This is a genomic window from Pseudomonas trutticola BRTCR10 (assembly GCF_056155105.1).
Map to the genome: position 1 here is coordinate 2798793 of NZ_CM149552.1, position 25705 is coordinate 2824497.

A 25705-nucleotide genomic window follows, 5' to 3' on the forward strand; every position below is an offset into this window, starting at 1 on the left:
TGGTCGCCACCTCTGGCCGGATCGAGGCGGGTGATGCGCTGCACATCGGCAAACCGGTCGCCAATGCCACGGTGTATCTGCTCGATGAACAACAACGTCCGGTGCCGATTGGCGTCATGGGCGAGTTGTATGTCGGTGGTGCGGGTGTTGCGCGTGGCTATCTGAATCGTGCCGATCTGACGGCCGAGCGCTTCCTCGACGATCCATTCAGCAGCGCGGCGAATGCGCGCATGTATCGCACCGGGGACCTCGCCCGTTGGCGCGCCGACGGCACGATTGATTACCTGGGACGCAATGACGATCAGGTGAAAATCCGTGGCGTGCGCATCGAACTTGGCGAAATCGAAACCCGCCTCAACCAGTTGCCCGGCATCCAGGAAGCGGTGCTGCTGGCCCGCGAAGACGAACCGGGCCAGCCGCGCCTGGTCGCCTATTTCACCGAGCAGGCGCAGGTCGAACCGCTGGCCGTGGCCGAGTTGCGCGCGCACCTGTTGACGCAGTTGCCGGATTACATGGTGCCGGTGGCCTTCGTCAAACTCGACGCGTTGCCACTGACGGCCAATGGCAAGGTCGACCGCAAGGCACTGCCCACGCCTGATCGTGCGGCGCTGTTCACCCGCGAATACGAGGCGCCACACAATGAGCTGGAAACCGCACTGGCACAGATCTGGGCACAAGTGCTACAGGTTGAGCGAGTCGGGCGTCAGGATCACTTTTTCGAACTCGGCGGCCATTCATTGCTGGCGATGCGCATGGTTTCCCAGGTTCGCCAACGCCTCGGGGTAGAACTGGCGTTGGGCGATCTGTTCGCCAACGCTGAACTGGCGGCGGTTGCCGCAGCGGTGGCGCAAGCCGGGCGCAGCACGCAACCGGAGATTGTGCCGGTGGCCCGTGACGGTGCTTTGCCGCTGTCGTTCGCCCAGCAACGGTTATGGTTTCTGGCGCAAATGGAAGGCGCCAACACCGCGTACAACATTCCCATCGGCCTGCGCCTGCGTGGCCATCTCAACGAAGAGGCGCTGCAACAAGCGCTGGGCCGCATCGTTGCCCGCCACGAAACCCTGCGCAGCCGTTTTGCCCAGTTCAACGACGAAGCACAGGTATTGATTGCCCCGGTCGACAGCGGTTTGCTGTTGCGCGTCGAAGATCTGCGGCAACACCCGCAACCTGAGAAAACCTTGTTGGCGCTGATTCAGGGCGAAGCTTCCGGGCCTTTCGACTTGCAGGACGACCCGCTGATTCGTGGGCGGCTGGTGCGTCTGGCCGATGATCACCATGTGCTGTTGCTGACCCTGCACCACATCATCTCCGATGGCTGGTCGATGGGTGTTTTGACCCGTGAGTTGATGGCGTTGTATCAGGCGTTCAGTCACGGTCAGCCCGATCCGCTGCCGCCGCTGGCGCTGCAATACACCGATTACGCGGTGTGGCAGCGCCGCTGGCTCAGTGGTGAGGTGTTGCAGCGCCAGAGCGAATACTGGCAACAAACGTTGGCCGGCGCGCCGGCGCTGTTGATGCTGCCGACCGATCGACCGCGCCCGGCAGAACAGGATTTCGCCGGCAGCACCGTCGATGTGCTGCTCGACGAGCGTTTGAGTGCCGGGCTCAAAGCCCTGTCCCAGCGCCACGGCGTGACGATGTACATGCTGATGATCAGCGCATGGGCGAGCCTGCTGAGTCGTTTGTCCGGGCAGTCGGAAGTGGTCATCGGTTCGCCTGTCGCCAACCGTAACCGCGTCGAGATCGAGGGCTTGATCGGCATGTTCGTCAACACCCTCGCGCTGCGCATCGATACCTCCGGTGAGTTGAGCAGCGAGGCGTTGCTGGCGCGAGTCAAGGCGCAGACACTGGCGGCGCAGGCGCATCAGGATCTGCCGTTCGAGCAAGTGGTGGAAATCACCAAACCGCTGCGCAGCATGGCGCACAGCCCGTTGTTCCAGGTGATGTTCAGCTGGGAAAGCGGCCACGGCACTGGCCTGAGCCTGGGTGATCTGACGCTGGAAAGCGTCGCCGAGCCGAGCCATTTTGCCAAATTCGATCTGTCGTTGACCCTGGCGGAGGCTGCGGACGGCATTCGCGGTTCGCTGGAATACGCCATTGCCTTGTTCGATGAGGTGACGATCCAGCGATATGTCGGTTACTTCCAGCGCTTGTTGCAAGCGATGGTCAGCAACGATCAAGCGGTGCTGGCGCAGGTCGAGTTGTTGGCGGACGAAGAGCGCCGGCATTTGCTGGTTGATCTGAACTCGACCGCCATCGAGCATGATCTTGAGCAGACTGTCCATGACCGCTTCGAGGCGCAGGTCTTGCGCACGCCAGAGGCTGACGCCGTGGTGTGCGCTGAGTTGCGTTTGAGTTATGCCGAGTTGAACCGCCGCGCCAACCAGCTTGCGCATCATCTTCGCGAGTGCGGTGTGGGCAGCGATTCGCGGGTGGCGATCTGCGTCGAGCGCGGACCGCAATTGCTGGTCGGTTTGCTGGCCATTCTCAAGGCCGGCGGCGCTTATGTGCCGCTGGATCCGGGTTATCCCGCCGAGCGTCTGGCCTACATGCTCGAGGACAGCGCGCCGGTAGCCGTGCTGGTGCATTCGGCGACGCGTACGCTGATCGGCGAATCTGCGGCGGTGCTGATCGATTTCGACCAATGCACCTGGCACAACCTGCCGCAGAGCAATCCGCAGGTGCCAGACCTGAGCGCTGCGAATCTGGCGTATGTGATTTACACCTCAGGCTCCACCGGCACCCCGAAAGGCGTGATGGTCGAGCACCGCAACCTGAGCAATCTGCTGCACTGGAGCGCCAGCCTGTGTCCGCTTTCAACCGGTGCCGCGCTGTTGCAGAAAACCCCATTCAGCTTCGACGCTTCGGTCTGGGAGCTGTTCTGGCCGTTGACCACGGGCATGAGTCTGGTCCTCGCCAGCCCCGACGGGCACCGCGACCCGGCGGCGCTGGTGCAGCTCATTCGCGAGCAACAGGTCAATGTCGTTCAGTTTGTGCCGGCGCTGTTGCAGCAGTTCCTCGAAGTCGAGGATGTCGGCGAATGCAGCAGCCTGACCGATCTGTTCTGTGGTGGCGGCGAGTTGACCGCTGCGTTGGTGCGCAGTGTGCGCGTGCGCCTGCCGCACGTTCGCCTGCATAACGTCTACGGCCCGACCGAGGCCACCGTCGACAGCACGGTGTGGACGCTGGAGCCGAATACGCCGGTACCGGAAGCCGCGCCACCGATCGGCAAACCGCTGTGCAATACCCGCGTGTACATCCTTGATGCTTATCAGCAACCGGTGCCATTCGGTGTCGTCGGCGAGATGTATCTCGGCGGCGTGCAGGTGACGCGGGGTTATCTGAACCGGCCCGAGCTGACAGCCGAACGCTTCCTCAACGACCCGTTCAGCGAGCAACCGGGCGCGCGCCTGTACCGTACCGGCGACGTCGCGCGCTATCTGGCTGACGGCAATATCGAATACCTGGGGCGCAATGACGACCAGGTCAAGATCCGTGGTTTGCGCATCGAACTCGGCGAGATTCAGGCGCATCTGGCGCAGGTCGACGGCGTGCGCGAAGCCGCCGTGCTGGCCCGTGAAGACCTGCCGGGCGATCAGCGGCTGGTGGCGTACTACAGCGGCGAAGCCTTGCTGATCGAGCAGTTGCGCAGCGAATTGCTCACGCATCTGCCGGACTACATGGTGCCCGCCGTGTTCGTGCATCTGGAAGCCTTGCCGCTGAGCCCCAACGGCAAACTGGACCGCAAAGCCTTGCCGGTACCGGACCAGACCGCGCTGCTGAAGCGCGAGTACGAAGCCCCGGTCGGTGAAGTCGAAACAGTGATTGCCGGGCTCTGGGCCGAGCTGTTGAAGGTCGAGCGGGTAGGGCGCCACGACCACTTCTTTGAACTGGGCGGGCATTCGTTGATGGCGGTCAATCTGGTCGCACGCATGCGCCGGGCCGGCCTGTCGGCGGATATTCGCGTGCTGTTCGGCCAGCCTACCCTGGCGGCGCTGGCCGCAGCCGTGGGCGGGGAACCTGAAGCGGCTGTCCCGGCCAATCTCATCCCGCCGGACTGCACGCACATCACTCCTGAGTTGCTGCCGCTGATCGCGCTGGATCAGGCGACTATCGACAGAATCGTGGCGAGCGTCCCCGGCGGTGCCCTGAATGTGCAGGATATCTATCCGCTGGCACCGTTGCAGACCGGGATTCTGTTCCATCATCTGGCGGCGGCTCAGGGCGATCCGTATGTTCTGCAAGCGCAGTTTGCCTTCGCCGATGAGCAGCGTTTGCAGGCATTTGTCGCGGCGCTGCAACGGGTGATCGAACGCCATGACATTCTGCGCACATCGCTGTTCTGGGAAGGCCTGGAACAGCCGGTGCAAGTGGTCTGGCGTCAGGCTTCGCTGAGCTGCGAGGCGCTGGAACTTGACGCTGATTCGGCTGATGCGCTGAGTCAATTGCGCGCGCGCTTCACCGTCGATAAATACCGCATGCCCGTCACCGAGGCACCGCTGATGCGCGTGGTGTACAGCCGCGATGCAGGCAACCAGCGCGTGGTCGCGTTGCTGCTGTTCCATCATCTGGTGATGGATCACGTCGCGCTTGAAGTGCTGCAACACGAGATGCAGGCGTTTCTGCTGGGTCAGCCACAGCATCTGAGCGAGCCGGTGCCGTACCGCAATTACGTGGCGCACACCCGTTCCGGGGTGAGCGAGCAGGATCACCAGGACTTCTTCCGCGAAATGCTCGGCAATATCGATGAACCGACCTTGCCGTACGGCCAGCACCTGGCGGACGACGGACCTGCGCAAGAGGCACAACTGACGCTGCAAAGCACACTCAGCCACAGCGTACGTCAGCAGGCACGGCGCCTGGGTGTCAGCGCGGCCAGCCTGATGCACCTCGCCTGGGCGCAGGTGCTGGGGCAACTGTCCGGCCGCGAAGCCGTGGTGTTCGGCACGGTTTTACTCGGCCGATTGCAGGGCGGTGAAGGTTCAGAGCGAGCGCTCGGGGTGTTCATCAACACCCTGCCGCTGTGCATCGAACTGAACGGACATAGCGTCAAAGGCGCCGCACTGGCGACCCATAAACGCCTGAGTCAGTTATTGGCCCATGAGCATGCGCAATTGGCGCAGGTACAACAATGCAGCGCGATGCCGTCGGGCACGCCGCTGTTCAGCGCATTGCTCAATTATCGTCACAGCGCACCGCTCGGGCCGACCTCCGCCGAGGCGCAAGCAGCATGGCAGGGGATGCAGTTGCTTGAGGCCGAGGAGCACACCAACTATCGCCTGACCCTCAGCGTGGATGACCTCGGCGAGGATTTCAGCCTCAAGGTCTTGGCCGCTGCCGGCATCGATGCGCAGCGGATCTGCGGATACATGCAAAATGCTTTGGGTGCATTGCTCGATACGCTGGAGCACACGCCGCACGTGGGTTTTGATCGCTTGTCAGTGGTGCCTGCCGCAGAGCGGCATCAGTTATTGGTCGAGCTCAATGCAACAGAGCGTGAATACCCGCAATCGCTGACAGTGCACGGCTTGTTCGAGCGCCAAGCCGTAGCGCACGCACAAGCTGTGGCAGCGGTGCATGGTGAGCAATCGTTGAGTTACTTTGAGTTGAACACCCGGGCCAACCAATTGGCCCATCACCTGATCGCGCAAGGCGTGCAACCGGGCAGCCATGTGGCAATCCTGCTGCCGCGTTCGCTGGACCTGCTGATCGCGCAACTGGCGATTGCCAAGTGCGCGGCGGCCTACGTGCCGCTGGACATCAATGCGCCAAGCGAACGTCAGGCATTCATGGTTGAAGACTGCCAGGCAGTGGCGCTGTTGACCCTGAGCCGCGAAGTGATCGACTACGCCGCGCCGCGCATCGATCTCGACAGGCTGACACTCAGCGGGCAACCGACGCACAACCCGAACCTGGTGCAATCCTCGGAATCGCTGGCGTACATCATGTACACCTCCGGCTCCACCGGTACGCCGAAAGGCGTGATGGTGCCGCACCGTGGCATCGGCCGGTTGGTGATCAACAACGGTTACGCCGATTTCAATCCGCAGGACCGCGTTGTGTTCGCCTCGAACCCGGCGTTCGACGCCAGCACCATGGACATCTGGGGGCCGCTGTTGAACGGCGGGCGAGTGGTGGTCATCGATCATCAGACCCTGCTTGATCCAAATGCTTTCGGCCGAGAACTGAGCAGCTCCGGGGCGACGATCCTGTTCGTCACCACCGCGCTGTTCAACCAGTACGTGCAACTGATTCCGCAGGCGCTCAAAGGCCTGCGCATCCTGCTGTGTGGCGGTGAGCGCGGCGATCCGGCAGCGTTCCGCCGGCTGCTGGCCGAGGCGCCAGCGTTACGCATCGTGCATTGCTACGGCCCGACCGAAACCACCACTTACGCGACAACGTTTGCCGTGCATGACGTCGCGGAAAACGCCGAAAGCGTGCCGATTGGCGGTCCGATTTCCAATACTCAGGTGTACGTGCTCGACGCCCATCAGCAACCGGTACCCATGGGCGTGACCGGAGAGTTGTACATCGGCGGGCAAGGGGTGGCGCTGGGCTATTTGAATCGGCCGGAGCTGACCGCCGAGAAATTCCTTCATGACCCGTTCAGCGACAGACCCGGCGCGCTGCTGTATCGCACTGGCGACCTCGTACGCTGGCTGGCGCCGGGGCAACTCGATTGCATCGGGCGCAATGACGATCAGGTGAAAATCCGTGGTTTCCGCATCGAGCTGGGCGAAATCGAAAACCGCCTGCTGAACTGCCCGGGCATCAAGGAAGCGGTGGTGCTGGCGCGCCGCGATGGCCAGGAGAACGCACGACTGGTGGCGTATTACACGGTGACTGGCGACAGTCTCGACAGCGCGGATCTGCACGCTCAGTTGCAAGCTCTGCTGCCGGAATACATGGTGCCGACGGCGTGGGTGCAACTCGATGTACTGCCGCTGAACAACAACGGCAAGGTTGATCGTAAAGCCTTACCCAAGCCTGATGATGCTGCGTTGCTTATCCGTGAGTACACGGCGCCGCAAGGCGAGTTGGAAAGCGTTCTGGCGCAAATCTGGATTGAAGTGCTGCAGGTCGAGCAGGTCGGCCGTCACGATCACTTCTTTGAACTGGGCGGCCATTCGTTGCTGGCGATGCGCATGGTCTCGCTGGTACGTCAGCGCCTCGGTGTAGAGCTGGCGCTGAGCGATCTGTTTGCCGATGCGCAATTGCACGCCGTGGCCGCGACGCTGAGTCGCGCCGGACGCAGCACGCTGCCGGAAATACTCCCGGCGCCGCGTGATCAAGCGTTGCCCCTGTCTTTCGCCCAGCAACGCCTGTGGTTTTTGGCGCAGATGCAGGGTGGCAACTCGGCGTACAACATCCCCATCGGCCTGCGTCTGCGCGGCCGTCTCGACGCCGATGCGCTGCAACGGGCGTTGACGCGGATCGTTGCTCGTCACGAAACATTGCGCAGCCGTTTTGTCAGCATCGACGACACCGCGCAGGTGTCGATTGCGCCGGTCGGCAGCGATTTGCTGCTGCGCGTTGAAGACCTGCGCCAACACCCGCAAGCCGAGCCTGCCTTGGAGACATTGATGACGCAGGAAGCCTCGGCCGCATTCGATTTGCAAAGCGATCCGCTGATTCGCGGACGGCTGGTGCGTCTGGCCGACGATCACCATGTGCTGTTGTTGACCGTGCATCACATTGTCGCCGACGGTTGGTCAATGGGCGTGCTGACTCGCGAGCTGATGGCGCTGTATCAAGCGTTCAGCCATGGCGAGGCAGATCCGTTGCCGCCGCTGGCATTGCAATACGGCGACTACGCCGTGTGGCAACGGCGCTGGCTCAGTGGCGAGGTACTGCAGCGGCAAAGCGATTACTGGCAGCAGACCCTCGCCGGTGCGCCCGCGCTGTTGACCCTGCCGACCGATCGGCCGCGCCCGGCGCAACAGGATTACACCGGCGGCAACGTCGAAGTGTTGTTGGACGCGCGCTTGAGTGCAGCGCTCAAGGCCTTGAGCCAGCGTCATGGGGTGACCTTGTTCATGACCATGACCGGCGCCTGGGCGCTGTTGATGAGTCGTCTGTCCGGGCAGTCCGATGTGGTGATCGGCTCACCGGTGGCCAACCGTACCCGTGCCGAGATCGAAGGGTTGATCGGCATGTTCGTCAACACCCTCGCGTTGCGTATCGACACCTCGGGCGAACCGAACGTCGAAGCGCTGTTGGCGCAGGTCAAGGCGCGAACACTTGAGGCCCAGGGGCATCAGGACCTGCCATTCGAGCAGGTGGTGGAAATTGTCCGGCCGGTGCGCAGTCTGGCACACAGCCCGTTGTTCCAGACCACGTTGAGTTGGGACAGCAGCGTCGGGCCGCGTCTGGTCCTCGGCGATCTGTCGCTGGAAGGTGTGGCCGGGATGGACGATGTCGCCAAATTCGACCTGACCCTGACGCTGGGGGAGGTCAACGGGGTGATACGTGGTTCGCTGAACTACGCCACGGCATTGTTCGACGAATCGACGATCCAGCGCTATGTCGACTATTTCCAGCGGCTGCTGGAAGCGATGGTCGGCGCTGATCACACCGTACTGGAACACGTACCACTGCTGGCGCCGGATGAGCGTCAACGCCTGTTGACGGATTTCAACGCCACGGCGCGTGAATATCCGCAGACGCTGACCGTGCACGGGATTTTCCAGCAGCAGGTCGCGGCGCATCCGAAAGCTGTCGCAGCGGTGCATGGTGCGCACTCGCTGAGCTACTTTGAACTGAACGCGCAGGCCAATCGCCTGGCCCATCATCTGATCGGCCAAGGCGTGCAACCGGGCGATCATGTGGCGATCCTGTTGCCACGCTCGCTGGAATTGCTGGTCGCGCAACTGGCGATTGCCAAGTGCGCGGCAGCCTACGTGCCGCTGGACATCAACGCGCCGAGCGAGCGTCAGGCGTTCATGGTCGAGGATTGTCGGGCGGTGGCATTGCTGACGCTGAGCAGCGAAGTCATCGACTATCCGGCATCGCGCATCGACCTGGACAGGCTGAAGCTCAGCGGGCAGCCGACGCATAACCCGAACCTGTTGCAGTCATCCGAATCGCTGGCGTACATCATGTACACCTCCGGCTCCACCGGTATGCCGAAAGGCGTGATGGTGCCGCACCGTGGCATCGGCCGCTTGGTGATCAACAACGGTTATGCCGATTTCAATCCGCAGGACCGCGTTGTGTTCGCTTCGAACCCGGCGTTCGATGCCAGCACCATGGACATCTGGGGGCCGTTGCTCAACGGCGGGCGAGTGGTGGTCATCGATCATCAAACCTTGCTTGATCCGAATGCTTTCGGCCGAGAACTGAGCAGCTCCGGGGCGACGATCCTGTTCCTCACCACCGCGCTGTTCAACCAGTACGTGCAACTGATCCCGCAGGCGCTCAAAGGCTTGCGCATTCTGTTGTGCGGCGGTGAGCGCGGCGATCCGACCGCGTTCCGCCGAATGCTGGCCGAGGCGCCAGCGTTGCGCATCTTGAATTGCTACGGCCCGACCGAAACCACCACGTTCGCCACGAGCTTCGAAGTCGATGAAGTGGCCGAAAATGCCGAAAGCGTGCCGATTGGCGGGCCGATCGCCAACACTCAGGTGTATGTCCTCGACGCTCATCAGCAACCCGTGCCGATGGGCGTGACCGGCGAGCTGTGCATTGGCGGGCAGGGTGTGGCGCTGGGTTACTTGAACCGGCCGGAGCTGACTGCGGAAAAATTCCTCCGTGATCCTTTCAGCGACACGCCCGGCGCACTGCTGTATCGCACCGGCGACCTCGCGCGCTGGATAGCGCCGGGGCAACTCGATTGCCTCGGGCGCAATGACGATCAGGTGAAAATCCGTGGTTTCCGCATCGAGCTGGGCGAAATCGAAAACCGCCTGCTGAACTGCCCGGGCATCAAGGAAGCGGTGGTGCTGGCGCGCCGCGATGGCCAGGAAACCACGCGTCTGGTGGCGTACTACACCGCTCACGACGAGGCGCTGGACAGTGCCGATCTGCACGCGCAGTTGCAGGCGCGCCTGCCGGAATACATGGTGCCGACGGCGTGGGTGCGGCTCGACGTATTGCCGCTGAACAACAATGGCAAGGTCGACCGCAAGGCGCTGCCGGCACCGACGCAGGAGGCGATGCTCAGTCGAATCTACGAGGCCCCGGCCAATCCACTGGAAGCAAGCCTCGCCGCCGTCTGGTCCGAGGTGTTGCAGGTCGGGCAGGTCGGCCGGCACGACAACTTTTTCGAACTCGGCGGTCATTCACTGCTGGCGATGCGCATGTTGTCCCAGGTGCGTCAGCAAATGGGTGTGGAACTGGCGTTGGCCGATCTGTTCGCCAACTCGCAACTGGCCGCCGTCGCCGAAGTCCTCGGTCGAGCCGGCCGCAGCACGCTGCCGGATATTGTGCCGGCACCACGTGATCAAGCGCTGCCGCTGTCGTTTGCCCAGCAACGTCTGTGGTTCCTCGCACAGATGGGCGGTGGCAACTCGGCGTACAACATACCGGTGGGTCTGCGTCTGCGCGGGCGCCTCGATGAAGACGCCTTGCAACGGGCGCTGGCGCGAATCGTCGCCCGCCATGAAACCCTGCGCAGCCGCTTCACCCCGCACAACGATCAGGCACAAGTGCTGATCCTGCCGGTCGACACCGGTCTGTTGCTGCAAGTCGCAGATTTGCGTGAGCATCCGCAAGCCGACGAGGCGTTGCAGCAACTGAGCGAAGCCGAAGCGTGCGCGCCGTTCAACCTGGAGCATGATCCACTGGTGCGCGGCCGGCTGGTGCGTCTGGCCGACGATCACCATGTGCTGTTGCTGACGATGCACCACATCATCTCCGACGGCTGGTCGATGGGCGTGCTGACTCGCGAGCTGATGGCGCTGTATCAGGCGTTCAGCCGTGGTGAAGCCGATCCGCTGCCACCGCTGGCTCTGCAATACACCGACTACGCGGTGTGGCAGCGCCGCTGGCTCAGCGGTGAAGTGTTGCAGCGTCAGTCTGATTACTGGCAACAGAACCTCGCCGGCGCTCCGGCCTTGTTGAGCCTGCCGACCGACCGTCCGCGTCCGGCGCAGCAGGATTACAGCGGCGGCAGTGTCGAAGTACAGCTGGACGAACAGACCAGCGCCGGCCTCAAGGCGCTGTGCCAGCGACGCGCCGTCACGCCATACATGGTGGTCATGAGCACATGGGCGATATTGCTCGCGCGCTTGTCCGGCCAGTCCGACGTGGTGATCGGCTCGCCGGTGGCCAACCGTACCCGCGCCGAGATCGAAGGTTTGATCGGCATGTTCGTCAACACCCTGGCACTACGCATCGACACGTCCGGCGAGCTAAGCGGTGAGGCGTTGCTGGCGCGGGTCAAGGCGCAGACCCTGCAAGCCCAGGCGCATCAGGATTTGCCGTTCGAACAAGTGGTGGAAATCACCAGACCGGTCCGCAGCCTGTCCCACAGCGCGTTGTTCCAGACCCTGTTGAGCTGGAACAACAACGACGGCCCAAGCCTGACCCTCGGCGACATGACGCTCGAAGGTGTCGCCAGCCCAAACCATTTTGTCAAATTCGACCTGTCGTTGACCCTCGGCGACTATCCGGGCGGGATTCGCGGTGCGCTGAACTACGCCACGGCGCTGTTCGACGAGGCGACGATCCAGCGCTATGTCGGGTACTTCCAGCGACTGCTGGCGGCGCTGGTCAGCGATGATCAAACGGTACTGGAACACCTGCCGTTGCCGGCGCCGGAGGAGCTTCAGCGATTGCTGGTCGAGTACAACGCGACCGAGGCCGAGTGTCCGCTGGAGCAGCCGCTTCAGGCGTTGTTCGAAGCCCAGGTTCGGCGTAAACCGGGCGCCGTTGCCGTGCAATCCGAGCAAGGCTCCCTGACTTATCAAGCGCTCAATGCGCGCGCCAACCGACTGGCTCATCATCTGCGCGAAATCGGTGTACAGCCGGACACGCGCGTGGCGATTTGCGTCGAGCGCGGGCCGGATCTGGTGGTCGGTCTGCTCGCCATTCTCAAGGCGGGCGGGGCGTATGTGCCGCTGGATCCGGGTTATCCGGCGGAGCGTCTGGCCTACATGCTCAAGGACAGCGCACCGGTAGCGGTGCTGGTGCAATCGGCTACCCGCTCGTTGTTGGCAACGTCTGCGGTCGCGCTGATCGACCTTGATCGCAGCACCTGGCAGCAACAGGCCGAACACGATCCGCAGGTGCCAGGCCTGAGTGCGTCCAGCCTTGCCTACATGATCTACACCTCCGGCTCCACCGGCCTGCCGAAAGGCGTGATGATCGAGCACCGCAGCGCCTGCAACATGGTGCACTGGGGGTCGCAGATCAGTCCGCCCACCGAGCACGGTGCGCTGCTGCAAAAAGCGCCGTTCAGCTTCGACAGCTCGGTGTGGGAGATCTTCTGGCCGCTGTGTTCCGGCCTGCGTCTGGTGCTGGCACGACCTGACGGCAACCGCGATTCGGCGTATGTGGTGCAGACCATTCGCGAGCATCAGGTCACGGTAGTCAAGTTTGTTCCGGCGTTGCTCCAGCATTTCATCGAACAGGACGATGTCGACCAGTGCACCAGCCTCACCGATGTGCTCAATGGTGGCGGCGAACTCAGCGCGGCGCTGGCCCGTCAGGTGCGTCAGCGCCTGCCGTGGGTGCGTTTGCACAACGTCTACGGCCCAACCGAAACCACAGTCGACAGCAGCGGCTGGACGCTGGAGCCGGGTAGTCCGGTGCCGGACAGTGTGGTGCCGATCGGCAAGGCACTGAGCAACACGCGCCTGTATGTCCTCGATGCCCACGATCAGCCAGTGCCGCTGGGCGTCAGTGGTCAGTTGCACATCGGTGGCGTGGGCGTGGCGCGCGGCTATCACGGACTGCCCGAGATGCAGGCCGAGCGCTTCATCGACAGCCCCTTTGTGTCGGGGGATCGGCTGTACCGAACGGGTGATCTGGTGCGCTACAACAACGATGGCGACCTCGAATTCCTCGGCCGCAACGACTTCCAGATCAAGCTGCGTGGCTTGCGCCTGGAACCGGGTGAAATCGAAGCTCGGCTGATCGAGCACCCGGCGATCCACCAAGCAGTGGTGATGGTGCGCGACGAGCGTCTGGTCGCCTGGTACACCGTGCGTGCCGGCGTTGCCGCGCCAGATCTGGAAGTGTTGCGCGCCCATGTGCTGGAGCGCTTGCCGGAGTACATGGTGCCCGGGGCTTTTGTGTTGCTCGACGCTCTGCCGCTGACGCCCAATGACAAGGTTGATCGCAAGGCGCTGCCTGAACCGGGGGTGGATGCGCTCATCAACCGTCCGTACGTGGCGCCGCAAGGCGAAGTCGAAACGGCATTGGCGCGAATCTGGGCGCAAGTGCTTGGTGTTGAGCAGGTCGGGCGTCACGACAACTTCTTCGAGTTGGGCGGGCACTCGCTGCTGGCGGTGCGTCTGGTCAATCTGATGCAGCGAGCAGGCTTGCCAGTGTCGCTGGCGCAGTTGTTCCAGCACCCGAGCGTCGAGTCCGCCGCTGCGCTGCTGAATCAGCGCCGCGACGTTGCCGGACAGCCCGACGGACTGGTCGTGGTGCGCGCTGGGGATCACGGTACGCCGCTGTTTCTGATGCACGAGTTCAGCGGTCGCGAGGTGTATTTTCCGGCACTGGCCATGCACATCGGCGGGGCGTTCCCGATTTATGGTTTGCCCGGCGTGCCACTCGGCGAGCCGCAACTGCGCACGATCGAGTGCATGGCCCGGCGTCTGGTCGGGATCATCCGTTCGGTACAGCCGCACGGGCCATATCGTCTGGCGGGATGGTCATTCGGCGGGGTGTTGGCCCTTGAAGTTGCCCAGCAATTGCTTGGCCTTGATGAGCCGGTTGCGTTCATCGGCATGCTCGACAGCTACGCGCCCAACCCACTGGCTCAGAACAAGGCGATGTGGAGCGGTGAAGGGCTGGACAAGCGCCAGTTGCTGGGCCATTGCCGGGGGCGTTCGATGATGCTCGGTGCAGAGGGGCAAACCGCGCTGGCGCGTGTGCAGGCGCTGGAGGCTGAAGTCGGGCAACTGGATTTCAATGAGCTGTTCCAGCGTTGCCTGGCGCAGCAACTGACGGATCCGGAACTGGCGACCGTCAGCACCGCCGATGCCAGACACTACTTCGAGCGCGAAGCCGCGCATCGACTGGCATTGGCGCATTACCGGGTCAGCCCGGCCAGCCAGACAATCCATCTGTTCCGCGCGCAGGAATTAATGGATGGGCAATCGGTGCCGAGTCCGACGCGCGGATGGGAGGAACGTTTTGCCAGCGCAATGCTGCGCTGTATCGATATCCCTGGCGATCACCGCACGATGATGAAAAACCCGAACATTCAGGCCCTCGGACAAGCCATCAGTCAGGCGCTGGAAGCTGCCGTGGCGCCGGAACCTGCGCTGTATCAGCCACTGCTGACCATTCAGACCGGGCACGTCGGGCATGCGCCGATCTTTTGTGTGCCGGGGGCGGGGGACAGCGTGACCGGGTTCATTCACCTGACCGAAGCGCTCGGTCCGGAATGGCCGATCATCGGCCTGCAACCGCGAGGTCTGGATGGCAGCAGTGTGCCGCACAGTCAGGTGGAGGCGGCTGCCGCGTTTTATTTGCAGGCGATCGAGCAGGTTTATCCGCAGGGGCCCGTGCACCTGATCGGCCACTCGTTCGGCGGTTGGGTGGCGCACGCCATGGCGGCGCAGTTGCAGGCTGCCGGGCGTGCAGTGGCGTCGCTGACGTTGATCGACAGTGAGGCGCCCGGCGGCGACGGCACGGCTGGTAAACCGTATACGGCGACGGCTGCGCTGGAGCGTCTGATCGAAACGCTGCAATTGTCCAGCGGCAAGTCCTTGGGTATTGACCCGCTGACCTTTGCCAATGCCGATGACACGACGCAGATGCGTCTTCTGCATGCCGGCATGGTGAGCGCCGGGGTGCTTTCGGAAAAGGCTGCGGCAGACGCCATGCACGGCCCGGTGCGGACCTTCGCCACGGCGTTGCGCACGGTCTATCAACCGACACTCGCCTACCACGGGCCGGTCAGGCTGGTGCTGGTCGACGACCCGACGCTGGACGCCTGGGGCAATCAGCGCGAGCAGGCCGCGATCCTGGAAGGCTGGCAGCGTCAGGTCAACGATCTGGCGGTGTGGTACGGGCCCGGCAATCACTTCACGATTCTCAAGGCGCCCAACGTCTTCAGTCTCGCGGCGTGGTGGCATGACGGCCTGTCGGTGCCGGTCAACGAAACGCTGTCCTGAATGTTGTTTCTCTACCCGAGCCCGGCCGCTGGCCGGGCCCACTCCTGAACGGACTTGTGGTCATTTATGGAAAAGTCGAAGTTGCGCAAAGTCGGTATGGGATTGGCGTTGGCCGCGGTGGCCGGATTGGTGTTCTACACGGTGCAGGCGCCGGCTGAAGCACCGCAGTACCTGACCGCCACGGTCGAACGCAGTGATATCGAAAACGCGGTGCTCGCCACCGGGTTGCTCGAAGGCATCAAGCAAGTGGACGTCGGTGCGCAAGTCTCCGGCCAGTTGAAGTCGCTCAAGGTCAAGGTCGGCGACAAAGTGAAAAAGGGCCAGTGGCTGGCGGAAATCGATCCGCTGGTGTTGCAGAACACCCTGCGTCAGGCCCAGGTCGATGAGGAAAACCTGCAAGCGCAAAAGCGTGCCACACAGGCCCAGCTCAAGCAGACCAAAGCGATTTACGAACGCTATAAAAACCTGCAGGAAGACGCCTCGATCTCTCGCCAGGATTTCGAAACCGCGCAGTCGGATTACGAAGTGCAGCAGGCCAATCTGTTGTCGCTGGACGCGCAGATCAAGAGTGCGCACATCCAGATCGATACCGCCAAGGTCAACCTGGCGTACACGCGGATCGTCGCGCCAATTGATGGCGACGTGGTCGGTATCGTCACCCAGGAAGGGCAGACCGTGATCGCTAACCAGTTGGCGCCGATCCTGCTGAAACTGGCGGATCTGGACACCATGACGGTGAAGGCCCAAGTTTCGGAGGCCGATGTGATTCACATCGCCCCGGGGCAGGAGGTGTACTTCACCATTCTCGGCGAGGACAAGCGCTATTACGGCAAGCTGCGCGGCACCGAACCGGCACCGCAGAACTTTCTGGAAACGCCGCCCGCCGGTACGCCCAAGCAAAACTCGGCGGTGTTCTATAACGCGCTGTTCGAAGTGCCCAACCCTGATCACCGCCTGCGCATTTCGATGACTGCGCAGGTGCGCATCGTCCTCGACACCGCCAAGTCAGTGCTGACCGTACCGGTGGCTGCGCTTGGCCCGCGCAATGCCGATGGCAGTTTTCCGGTGCGGGTGCTGGACGCCAAGGGCCATGCGCAGTCGCGCAACGTGCAGACCGGGATCAACAATAACGTCAAGGTGCAGGTCAATGAGGGGCTGGCCGAGGGTGATCGTGTGGTGATTGGTGATCCAGTGACCAACGTGGCGGGGGCTTGAACATGACGCAACCGCTGCTCCAACTCACGGGCATCACCCGCAGTTTCACCGCCGGTGACCGCGAATTTCTCGCGCTGAAAAATATCAACCTGACGATCAATGCCGGGGAAATGGTGGCGATCATCGGCGCCTCGGGCTCGGGTAAATCAACGTTGATGAACCTGCTAGGTTGCCTCGATTACGCCACTGCCGGCAGCTACAAGATCAACGGCCAGGAAACCCGCGATCTGGATAATCAGGCGCTGGCGGAACTGCGCCGCGATTACTTCGGCTTCATCTTCCAGCGTTACCATTTGCTGCCGCACCTGAGCGCCATGCACAACGTCGAAATGCCAGCGATCTACGCGGGTATTCCACAGCTGCAACGCCATGCCCGAGCCCGTGAGCTGTTGGCGCGATTGGGCTTGCAGGAGCACTTGAGCCACCGGCCGAGCCAATTGTCGGGCGGGCAGCAACAGCGGGTAAGTATCGCCCGCGCCTTGATGAACGGCGGCGAAGTGATTCTCGCCGATGAACCGACCGGCGCGCTCGACACCGCCAGCGGCAAGGAAGTGATGCGCATCCTGCTGGAACTGCACGCGGCCGGACACACGGTGATTCTGGTGACCCACGACCCGAAAGTCGCGGCCAACGCCGAGCGCATCATCGAGGTCAGCGACGGCGAAATTCTCAGCGATCGCAGCAACGTGCGTGACACCACGCAACTGCCGGATGAAGAATCGGTGACGCCAAAAGCCACGGCCTCACGGCGTCTGGTTGCCAGCCTCGGCCTGTTCAAAGAGGCGTTCAGCATGGCCTGGGTCGCGCTGATCTCGCACCGCATGCGCACGTTGCTGACCATGCTCGGTATCGTCATCGGCATCACGTCGGTGGTGTCGATCTCGGCGGTGGGTGAGGGCGCCAAGCGCTACGTGCTCAAGGACATCGCGGCCATCGGCAGCAATACCATCGATATTTATCCCGGCAGCAGCTACGGCGACAAGCGCGCCGCCGCCATCGAAACCCTGTTGCCCGCCGACGTCACGGCGCTGAATCAGTTGTATTACGTCGACAGTGCCACGCCGATGATCGGCCGCAGTCTGTTGCTGCGCTATCGCAATATCGATCTGGACGCACAGGTCAATGGCGTCAGTCACCAGTACTTCCAGGTACGCGGCATCAAAATGGCCGAGGGCATCCCGTTCAGCGAAAGCGATGCGCGGCGCCAGGCGCAAGTGGTAGTAATCGACCACAACACGCGTCAGCGCTTGTTCGGTGGCGGCGTCGACCCGTTGGGGCAGGTGATCCTGATCGGCAATCTGCCGTGCACGGTGATCGGCGTGGCGGCGGAGAACAAAAATCTCTTCGCTTCGGGCAAGACCCTCAACGTCTGGGTGCCTTATGAAACCGCCGCCGGGCGGGTGTTGGGCCAACGTTATCTGGACAGCATCAGCGTGCGCATGAAGGACGGTCAGCCAAGCAAAGTGGTCGAAGAACATGTCACGCAGTTGTTGCTGCAACGCCATGGCATCAAGGATTTCTTCACCAACAACCTCGACAGCGTCTTGCAGACAGTGCAGAAAACCAGCCGCTCGCTGGCGTTGCTTCTCTCGTTGATCGCGGTGATTTCGTTGGTGGTGGGTGGTATCGGGGTGATGAACATCATGCTGGTGTCGGTGACCGAGCGGACGCGCGAGATCGGCATTCGCATGGCGGTCGGTGCCCGGCAATCGGACATTCGCCAGCAGTTTCTGGTAGAGGCGGTGATGGTTTGTCTTTTGGGCGGGGCGATCGGGATTACGCTGTCCTACGCCATCGGCCACCTGTTTTCGGTGTTTATCAAAGAGTGGGAAATGGTTTTCTCGCTGACGTCGGTGCTGACGGCGGTGGTCTGCTCGACGCTGATCGGCATTGTATTTGGCTTCGTGCCGGCAAGAAATGCCTCGCGACTTGATCCGATCGAGGCGTTGGCCCGGGATTGAAAACGGCCCTCACCCTAACCCTCTCCCGGGGGGAGAGGGGACTGACCGAGTCGTACTTGCGAGCTTCACCGACCTGAACCACCGAGTCGAACTCGGCTTTGCAAGCCGCGAAGATCGGCTCCCTTTCCCCCTCGCCCCCTTGGGGGAGAGGGCTGGGGTGAGGGGGATGGATCTGAAGTCGTACGCAATAAACGGCATTGTCAGGCAGCGCTTGAAGCGGAGGTTTCCATTGGCGAATACATCCAGCGCATCAGCGAATGACGGCCGCTGATACCGAGCTTGATGGCTGCACGTTTGAGATAGCTTTCCACCGTGTTGACCTTCAACTGCAACTGCTCGGCCAGTTCCGGCGCGGTGCGGCCGGCGAGCAGGCCGACACACACTTCGGTTTCGCGATTCGACAGGCTCAACCCCAATTGCTGCAAGCGCTCGGTAAAACGCCCTCGCAGGGTTTCCAGCCCCGAGCCTTCGGCGGCCTCGCAGGGACGCCCGGCGTCAATGCTGGCAGGCTGCAGTGCGTTGATGTGTTTTTCCACCATCGGCAACAGGACCGGGGAAATGTCTTGCAAGAGGCTGCGTTCATGCGCGGAAAAGCGCTGCGACTGACCGTTGCGGTACACCGAAATCACATAACGGTAACCGTCCTTACGGCGGGTCAGATGCAATTGCGAGGCGTCTGCGCACGCCGAAGACTCAGGCGGCGACACAGCGTCGGGCGTCGCAGTACTGTGTTCGGAGAATACCGTTTCGGCCAGCAGAGCCGGATCTTTCATCGGTTCGGATTCACTGCGGCTCGCGGTGCGCCCCACGGGTTCGACGCGCATCTGGCGAATGTGCGTGGCATCGACCGCCAGTTGGGTGCGGATGAGGTCATGCAGCATGCGCGGGAAATGCCGGCTGCCGGTACTCGCAATGACTTTGCCGATGTGGGGGAACAGGTATGAATTCATATACGTCATCCATGAATTTGCGGGTTTACAAACGTCCCGGCAGCGTCGTCTACGATCTCCTTGAACGCACAATTGCTGCAGGAATTGGATCCTATCCTAGTACAGCGTTTGAGTGACGGCTGAATGAAGGGGTTATTTGTTAATAACCGCATGGCTTCTCCCTCTTGCGAAGTCCTGCGCCGGAAACACCGTGACGTCTGAGTGATTGTCCCTTTTGAGTTGACGGTGAAACGCTTTTCAGCTGATTTATCCCGTTTCAGTGTGTCAGTAATCTGTGCCCATCTTGAACGCAACAAGAACTCACACAACTGAAAAGGAATGCACAGATGAACACTCCAACCTACAACCGCCTCAACAAAGACGACGCCGTAGTGCTGCTGGTCGATCACCAGACCGGTCTGATTTCGCTGGTGCAGGACTTCTCGCCGAACGAGTTCAAAAACAACGTGCTGGCGCTGGCCGATCTGGCGAAGTTCTTCGACCTGCCGACCATCCTCACCACCAGTTTCGAACAAGGCCCGAATGGCCCGCTGGTGCCGGAACTGAAAGAGATGTTCCCGGACGCGCCATACATCGCTCGCCCTGGCCAGATCAACGCCTGGGACAACGAAGACTTCGTCAAGGCGATAAAAGCCACCGGTCGCAAGCAGATCATCATCGCCGGTGTGGTGACGGACGTCTGCGTCGCGTTCCCGACATTGTCGGCGCTGGCCGAAGGCTTTGATGTGTTCGTGGTGACCGATGCCTCCGGCACCTTCAACACCACCGTGCAACAGGCTGCATGGAGTCGCATGACCCAAGCTGGCGCACAGATGATGAACTGGTTCTCGGTGGCGTGTGAGCTGCACCGCGACTGGCGCAACGACATTGAAGGGCTGGGTAATCTGCTGTCGCAGCGGATTCCTAACTACCGCAATCTGATGAACAGCTACTCGGCGCTGACGGCTTTGCAAAAATAAACCGGCTTTGCTAATTGAAGAGCCTGCTCTGACCAGCAGGCTCTTACTTTTTTCTGATGTTTGTAAACCGAGTCAAAACGCAGAGATGATCATCATTTCAGAGGTATTGTCCGATACGATTTATAGAGCCGCTGAACCTCAGGATCATCCAGACTCTCGTACGTGATGCCTTCCTTGTCCAGACCGTCCAGCCCTTTGATACCGCCAATCATTTGCGGCCATTCTTCACGACTGGAGATGTCGCTGATAAACGGTGCCAGATAACCATCCAGATGGCCTTGAAAAGGATCTCGAATTTCGTCACTGAGCGCCCGTAAATAATTATCCTTGCTCGTCTCCGACCAATTGATGGCGAATCTGGTCCGAAAGCACAGTTCCATGTAAACGAGCAGAATGGTGCGACCATTCCCATCCAGAAAAGGATGAGCAGAAGCCAGCTGACCCATTACCTCGCCAGGTCGGGCACGGAAACGTTTTTTGTTGGCTGCGAGTTCAAGGGCGTATTCGACGGACCTTCTGATCAGGTCCGGGCGCTCGAATATTGTGTGATGCGGATCATCCTTCGAACCTTTGAAAACCGCCAAGTGGGGGACTAGCTCGTACCTGTCTTTGCCCGCCCAAGGGTAAAATCCGGAGAACAGGATTTCATGTGTTTTCAGGACCGCTGTGTAGTCGATCGGCTTTTTCTTGGCGAGATAGGCAAGAGCGTCGTCGATACTGGCTTCGAATGAGAGGTGCTCCGCCTCTTTTACTTCGACAGGGTCTTGGAGTTTGAGTGTGTTTTGAAGATAACCTTCAGTCTCGAAATCGCCGAAGGGGTCAAAAGTCATGCGCTGAGTTGCTTTTTGCAACGTCTTTTTTCCTGCAGATAACGTCCTTGCAGGGCCATGATTTCTGTTTTGCTAAGAATGCCCTTCCTTTTGAGGTTCACGAGTAATTGCTCAATACCGTCCAGTTCCACGACATCACCAGCCAGGCGCGTGATGGTGACCGCCATGCAGCTCAGGCTGTCACGGTCGGCGGTAACCTTGTGTTCCTGTGCGAGCTGGCGAACTTCATTCGCAACGCTGTCTGTGGTTGATTCAGGCATTTGGAATCCCTCGTATTCTCTATCGGAGCATAGCACGGTGTCGTTTCGACAGTCACAGGAGCGAGCCCTCGACTAGCCATGTCTGGACGCGAGCCCGAGAGTCGGCGCCCCACGCAACGTCTCCGGAACCCCCACCCAAAGCAACACAACGGCCACCGCCGCAATCCCCGCCAACGTCAGAAACGCAGCGCTATAACCGCCGCCTTGCACGACAAACCCGGCCAGCCCGTTACTCAGCGCCGCACCGAGACCAAACACGGTGGTCAGTGCGCCCAGGCTGATATTGAAATGACCGGTGCCTTGTGTGAGGTCTTTCACCATGATCGGGAACAACGCGCCGAACAGACCCGCGCCGACGCCATCGAGCATTTGCACCGCGACCAGCCAATAGGGATCGTCAGATAACGTGTAGAGCACGCCGCGCAGAGGCAGGATCAGAAAACCCGCCAGCAGCAGGGGTTTGCGTCCCCACTCATCGGCTTTGGCACCGACCAGCAGCGCAGCCGGAACCATGACCAGTTGCGCCGCGACGATGCACGCGGACGTCAGTGGCGTGGCCATTTGCAGATTGGTTTGCGCGAGTTTCTGGCTCACCAGCGGCAGCATCGCGGCATTGGCCAGGTGAAACAGTGCGCAGCAAATGGCAAACAACAAAAGTGGCCGGTTGCTGAGCAGCACCGACAAACCGGAGGGTTGATGCTTGTCCGCAGTGGGGTCGAGGCCGCGTGCCAAGTCGTGGTCGATGGCATCTGCGCTGACGAAGTGGATGGCGATCACGCTGGCGAGTGCCATGGCTGCCATCAAGTAAAACACCGCAACGGGGCCGAACAGATAGGCGAACAGTCCGGCGAGCAAGGCCGCGCAGGCGTTGCCGGCATGGTTGAAGGTTTCATTGCGCCCGGTGCGCCGGGTGAACGCTCGCGGGCCGGTCATGCCCAGGGTGATCGCGGAAATGGCCGGGGCGAAGATTGAGGCCGCCGCTGCGCTCAAGGCTTGAGTCAACGCCACCAGAGTGAAGGACGTGACGAAGGGCAGCACCAGGCAACTGCCGGTCACCAGCAGTGCCGCGAGGGCTATCAGCGCGCGTTTGCTGCGGCTGCTGTCGACCAGTGCGCCGGCCGGTGTCTGGGTGATCAGCGCGGCGATGCCGGCAAGGGTCATGACCACGCCGATACTGGCCGGGTCCCAGTGATGCACCGCCAACAGGTAAATCGCCAGGTACGGCCCGAGCCCGTCGCGCACGTCGGCGAGGAAAAAATTGAGGCTGTCCAGTGACAGGTTATTGCGGCGATCCAGTTGATTGCTCACAGCAGCCTCACTCGAAATTGGCAGACAGCAGATGGCTGACCCGTGCCACCAGGGTGTCGACGGCAAATGGCTTGGTCAGGACTTGCATCCCCGGTCCGAGTTGGCCGCTGCCGATCACGGCATTTTCGGCGTAACCGGTGATGAACAGGGTTTTCAGTTTCGGGCGGATTTCCCGGCCCGCTTCGGCCATTTGCCGGCCGTTCATGCCACCGGGCAAACCGACATCGGTGATGAGCAGGTCGATGTGGACACGCGATCGCAACGTTTCAAGGCCTTCGACACTGTCGGCGGCTTCCAGCACGGTGTAGCCGAGCTCGCTGAACACATCCTTGAGCAACATGCGCACTGTCGGCTCGTCGTCGACGATCAATATGGTCTCACCGGCCTTGGCCACCGGCGTAGTGGTGCTGTGGGTGGCATCGTGGTTTTGCTGTGCCTCACCGCGATAACGCGGCAAGTAAATGCACATCGTCGTGCCTTGCCCGACTTGCGAGTGCACGCGCACCTGACCGCCGGATTGCTTGGTGAACCCGTAGATCATCGACAGCCCCAGGCCGGTGCCCTGGCCGAGCGGTTTGGTGGTGAAAAACGGGTCGAAAGCCTTGGCGATGACTTCGGCGCTCATGCCGGTGCCAGTGTCGGTGACGCAGAGGCACAGGTACTCGCCTTCAGGCATATCGAGGGTTCGGGCAGATTCGAGCGCAATGGATCGATTGGACGTTTCAACGGTGATGCGCCCGCCATCCGGCATCGCGTCGCGGGCGTTGATGCACAGATTGAGCAGGGCGTTTTCCAGCTGACTGGCGTCAACCAGCGCCGGCCACAGATCGGGTGCCGCCAGCGTCTGCAAGCGAATGCTCGGGCCGACGGTGCGCTGGATCAACTCGGTCATCCCGACAATCAGTGTGTTGACGTCGGTCGGACGCGGATCGAGCGTCTGCCGTCGGGAGAAGGCCAGGAGTCGATGGGTCAGGGCGGCGGCACGGCGGGTCGCGCCTTGAGCAGTGGCCATGTACTTGTCGACGTCTTTCAGGCGACCCTGCGCGATGCGTTTTTCCATCAGCTCCAGCGCGGCCGAAATGCCGGCCAGCAGGTTGTTGAAGTCATGGGCCAGGCCGCCGGTCAGTTGGCCGACCGCTTCCATCTTCTGCGACTGTCGCAGTTTTTCTTCGGCTTGCATGAGATCGGCGGTGCGCGCCAACACACGTTGTTCGAGGGTGTCGTTGAGCGCGCGCAAGGCTGCGTTGGCACGGTCACGTTCGGCCTCGACATTGCGCCGGTCTTCGACATCGATGAGTACGCCGGGGAAGCGCAACGGGGTACCGTCGTCGGCGCATTCGACGCGGCCGTTGGCTTCGATCCAGTTGTATTTCCCGTCGGCGCCGCGCACCCGGTACTGATGGGAATAGGCGCCGCCACGGGCAATCGCCGCAGTCATTGCGCCGGTGAGTCCGGCCTGATCGTCGGGGTGTACGGTCATCACCACTTGTTCCAGGCTCAGGCCTTCGCGACCCAGCGCCGGGTCGAGGTTGAACACCCGGGCAAAGCCTTCGTCCACGGCGAAGCGATTACTCGGCAGGTCCCAGTGCCAAGTACCGATAATGGCGCCGGCGGCGAGGGCAAGTTGCACGCGCTCGACGTTTTCCCGGGCGACGGCTTCGCTGATCCGCAGTCGCTCTTCGGCGTCGCGGCGTGCGGTGACGTCGCTGAAAAAGATAGCAATCTGACGATCTGCCGGGTCACCGACGCGCACCGCCCGCACGTCGAACCAGCGCTCGAAGGTGTTGGCGTAGTTCTCGAAGTTCGCCGGTTCACCGGTCTTGGCAACGTGCCCGTAAGTCTCGAACCAGAACTTCTCCAGATTTGGCGCAAACTCGGTCACCCATTTGCCGCGCAGGTTGACGCCGCACTGACGCTCAAATGCCGGGTTGGCCTCGACGAAGAAGTAATCCACCGGGCGGTCGTCGGCGTCGAATTTGACTTTGACGATGGCGAACGCCGCTTCGATGGTTTCCAGAATGGTGCTGAAGCGTTCCTCGCTCAGGCGCAGTGCGGTTTCGGCACTGCGCGAGCGGGTCAGGTCGAGCATTGCGCCGATCATGCGTTCGGCCTGGCCGTCGGCGTTGCGGATCACGTGACCGCGGTCGAGCACCTCGGCGTAGGAACCGTCCTCGCAACGGAAACGATACTCGGCGCTCCAGGTCGAACCTTTTCCGTCAATCGTTGAGCGGATCGAGGTCCTGACGCTATCGCGATCCTGTGGGTGGATCTGCGCGAAGCGCCAATCGATGCTCGGGTCAATGGCGGCCGGCGGGAACCCGTAAGCCTGTTGAAGCGCTTCGTTCCAGACAATCTGTCCGCTTTGCAAATCCCAGTCCCAGACCGCATCGCGAGTCGCTTTGACCGCCAGGCGATAGCGCTCTTGAGTGTCGAAGAGCGCACGGCCGGCCAGATGTTCGCCGGTGCGGTCACGCAGGATTTTCACGAAACCCAGATGTGTTTGATCGTTAGCGTAAAGCGGCATCAGTTCGCCTGACGCCCAGAACAATTGGCCATCCTTGCGCAGGTGCCAACGTTCATCGGAGGCGCGTCCCTCCAGCAGCGCGCGCTGCATTTCCAGCGCTATACGGCCAGCGGCACGATCCGCCGGGGTGAAAAAGCGCTCGGCGCTGTGGCCGAGCATTTCCTCGGCCGTCCAGCCCATGACATTGACGGCGCCTGAGTTCCATTCGGTGATGGTGCCCTGCGGGTCGGTAACGACCATGGCGAAATCGATCGCGCACTCGAAGATCGCTCGCTGGCGTGCCTCGCTGCTGGCCAGCGCCGCTCGGCTGGCGGAGAGTTGCGTAGCCAGATCGTGCGGAACACAGGCGTCTGGCGAAGGCAATACGGCACTTTCGAGCGCCTGGCGCAGGCGCAGAACCTCAGC

Annotated in this window: 9 protein-coding genes (1 of these 9 running past the window's edge); 4 read left to right on the forward strand and 5 right to left on the reverse strand. The window is 61.8% G+C overall.

The window, feature by feature from the left end:
• From ACVVH8_RS12565 to ACVVH8_RS12575, 3 genes are all read left to right on the forward strand, one after another.
• On the forward strand, positions 1–15293 hold the 3' portion of the coding sequence (locus tag ACVVH8_RS12565) for a non-ribosomal peptide synthase/polyketide synthase (protein WP_475230479.1). It extends 2557 nt beyond the left edge of the window; the window shows 15293 of its 17850 coding nt (coding positions 2558–17850); its start codon lies beyond the left edge, outside the window; it ends in the stop codon at positions 15291–15293.
• Positions 15294–15359: 66 nt separating this feature from the next.
• Entirely contained in the window at positions 15360–16508 is a 1149-nt protein-coding gene (gene macA / locus ACVVH8_RS12570) for a macrolide transporter subunit MacA (protein WP_103303537.1), read from the forward strand.
• A gap of 2 nt (positions 16509–16510) precedes the next feature.
• The gene (locus ACVVH8_RS12575; RefSeq protein ID WP_475230482.1) at positions 16511–18469 is read left to right on the forward strand and encodes a MacB family efflux pump subunit; all 1959 of its coding nucleotides are present in this window, start codon (positions 16511–16513) and stop codon (positions 18467–18469) included.
• A gap of 200 nt (positions 18470–18669) precedes the next feature.
• Here the strand turns inward: ACVVH8_RS12575 and ACVVH8_RS12580 are convergent, their stop codons facing one another.
• Positions 18670–19419, reverse strand: a complete 750-nt coding sequence (locus ACVVH8_RS12580) for a helix-turn-helix transcriptional regulator (RefSeq protein WP_475230485.1) — start codon at positions 19417–19419, stop codon at positions 18670–18672.
• Positions 19420–19745: 326 nt separating this feature from the next.
• Between ACVVH8_RS12580 and ycaC the strand changes: the two genes are divergently transcribed.
• A complete protein-coding gene (ycaC, locus tag ACVVH8_RS12585; protein ID WP_103303540.1) occupies positions 19746–20378 on the forward strand; it encodes an isochorismate family cysteine hydrolase YcaC in 633 nt (210 codons plus the stop codon).
• 92 nt (positions 20379–20470) lie between these two features.
• On the opposite strand, the gene ACVVH8_RS12590 is transcribed toward ycaC, so the two are convergent.
• The 4 genes from ACVVH8_RS12590 to ACVVH8_RS12605 form a co-directional block, all read right to left on the reverse strand.
• A complete protein-coding gene (locus ACVVH8_RS12590) occupies positions 20471–21208 on the reverse strand; it encodes a Fic family protein (RefSeq protein ID WP_315446600.1) in 738 nt (245 codons plus the stop codon).
• Positions 21205–21468, reverse strand: coding sequence for a hypothetical protein (locus ACVVH8_RS12595; RefSeq protein ID WP_103303542.1), 264 nt, complete (start codon positions 21466–21468; stop codon positions 21205–21207). Before ACVVH8_RS12595 ends, ACVVH8_RS12590 begins: the two co-directional genes overlap by 4 nt.
• 72 nt (positions 21469–21540) lie before the next feature.
• Positions 21541–22776, reverse strand: coding sequence for an MFS transporter (locus ACVVH8_RS12600; protein WP_475230487.1), 1236 nt, complete (start codon positions 22774–22776; stop codon positions 21541–21543).
• A 7-nt stretch (positions 22777–22783) separates the two neighbouring features.
• Positions 22784–25696, reverse strand: a complete 2913-nt coding sequence (locus ACVVH8_RS12605; RefSeq protein ID WP_475231164.1) for a PAS domain-containing hybrid sensor histidine kinase/response regulator — start codon at positions 25694–25696, stop codon at positions 22784–22786.
• Between the last annotated feature and the right edge of the window lie 9 nt (positions 25697–25705).

Coding starts and splice junctions, on each gene's coding strand:
- macA (WP_103303537.1), top strand. CDS start 15,360: ATGGAAAAGTCGAAGTTGCGCAAAGTCGGTATGGGATTGGCGTTGGCC.
- ACVVH8_RS12575 (WP_475230482.1), top strand. CDS start 16,511: ATGACGCAACCGCTGCTCCAACTCACGGGCATCACCCGCAGTTTCACC.
- ACVVH8_RS12580 (WP_475230485.1), bottom strand. CDS start 19,419: ATGAATTCATACCTGTTCCCCCACATCGGCAAAGTCATTGCGAGTACC.
- ycaC (WP_103303540.1), top strand. CDS start 19,746: ATGAACACTCCAACCTACAACCGCCTCAACAAAGACGACGCCGTAGTG.
- ACVVH8_RS12590 (WP_315446600.1), bottom strand. CDS start 21,208: ATGACTTTTGACCCCTTCGGCGATTTCGAGACTGAAGGTTATCTTCAA.
- ACVVH8_RS12595 (WP_103303542.1), bottom strand. CDS start 21,468: ATGCCTGAATCAACCACAGACAGCGTTGCGAATGAAGTTCGCCAGCTC.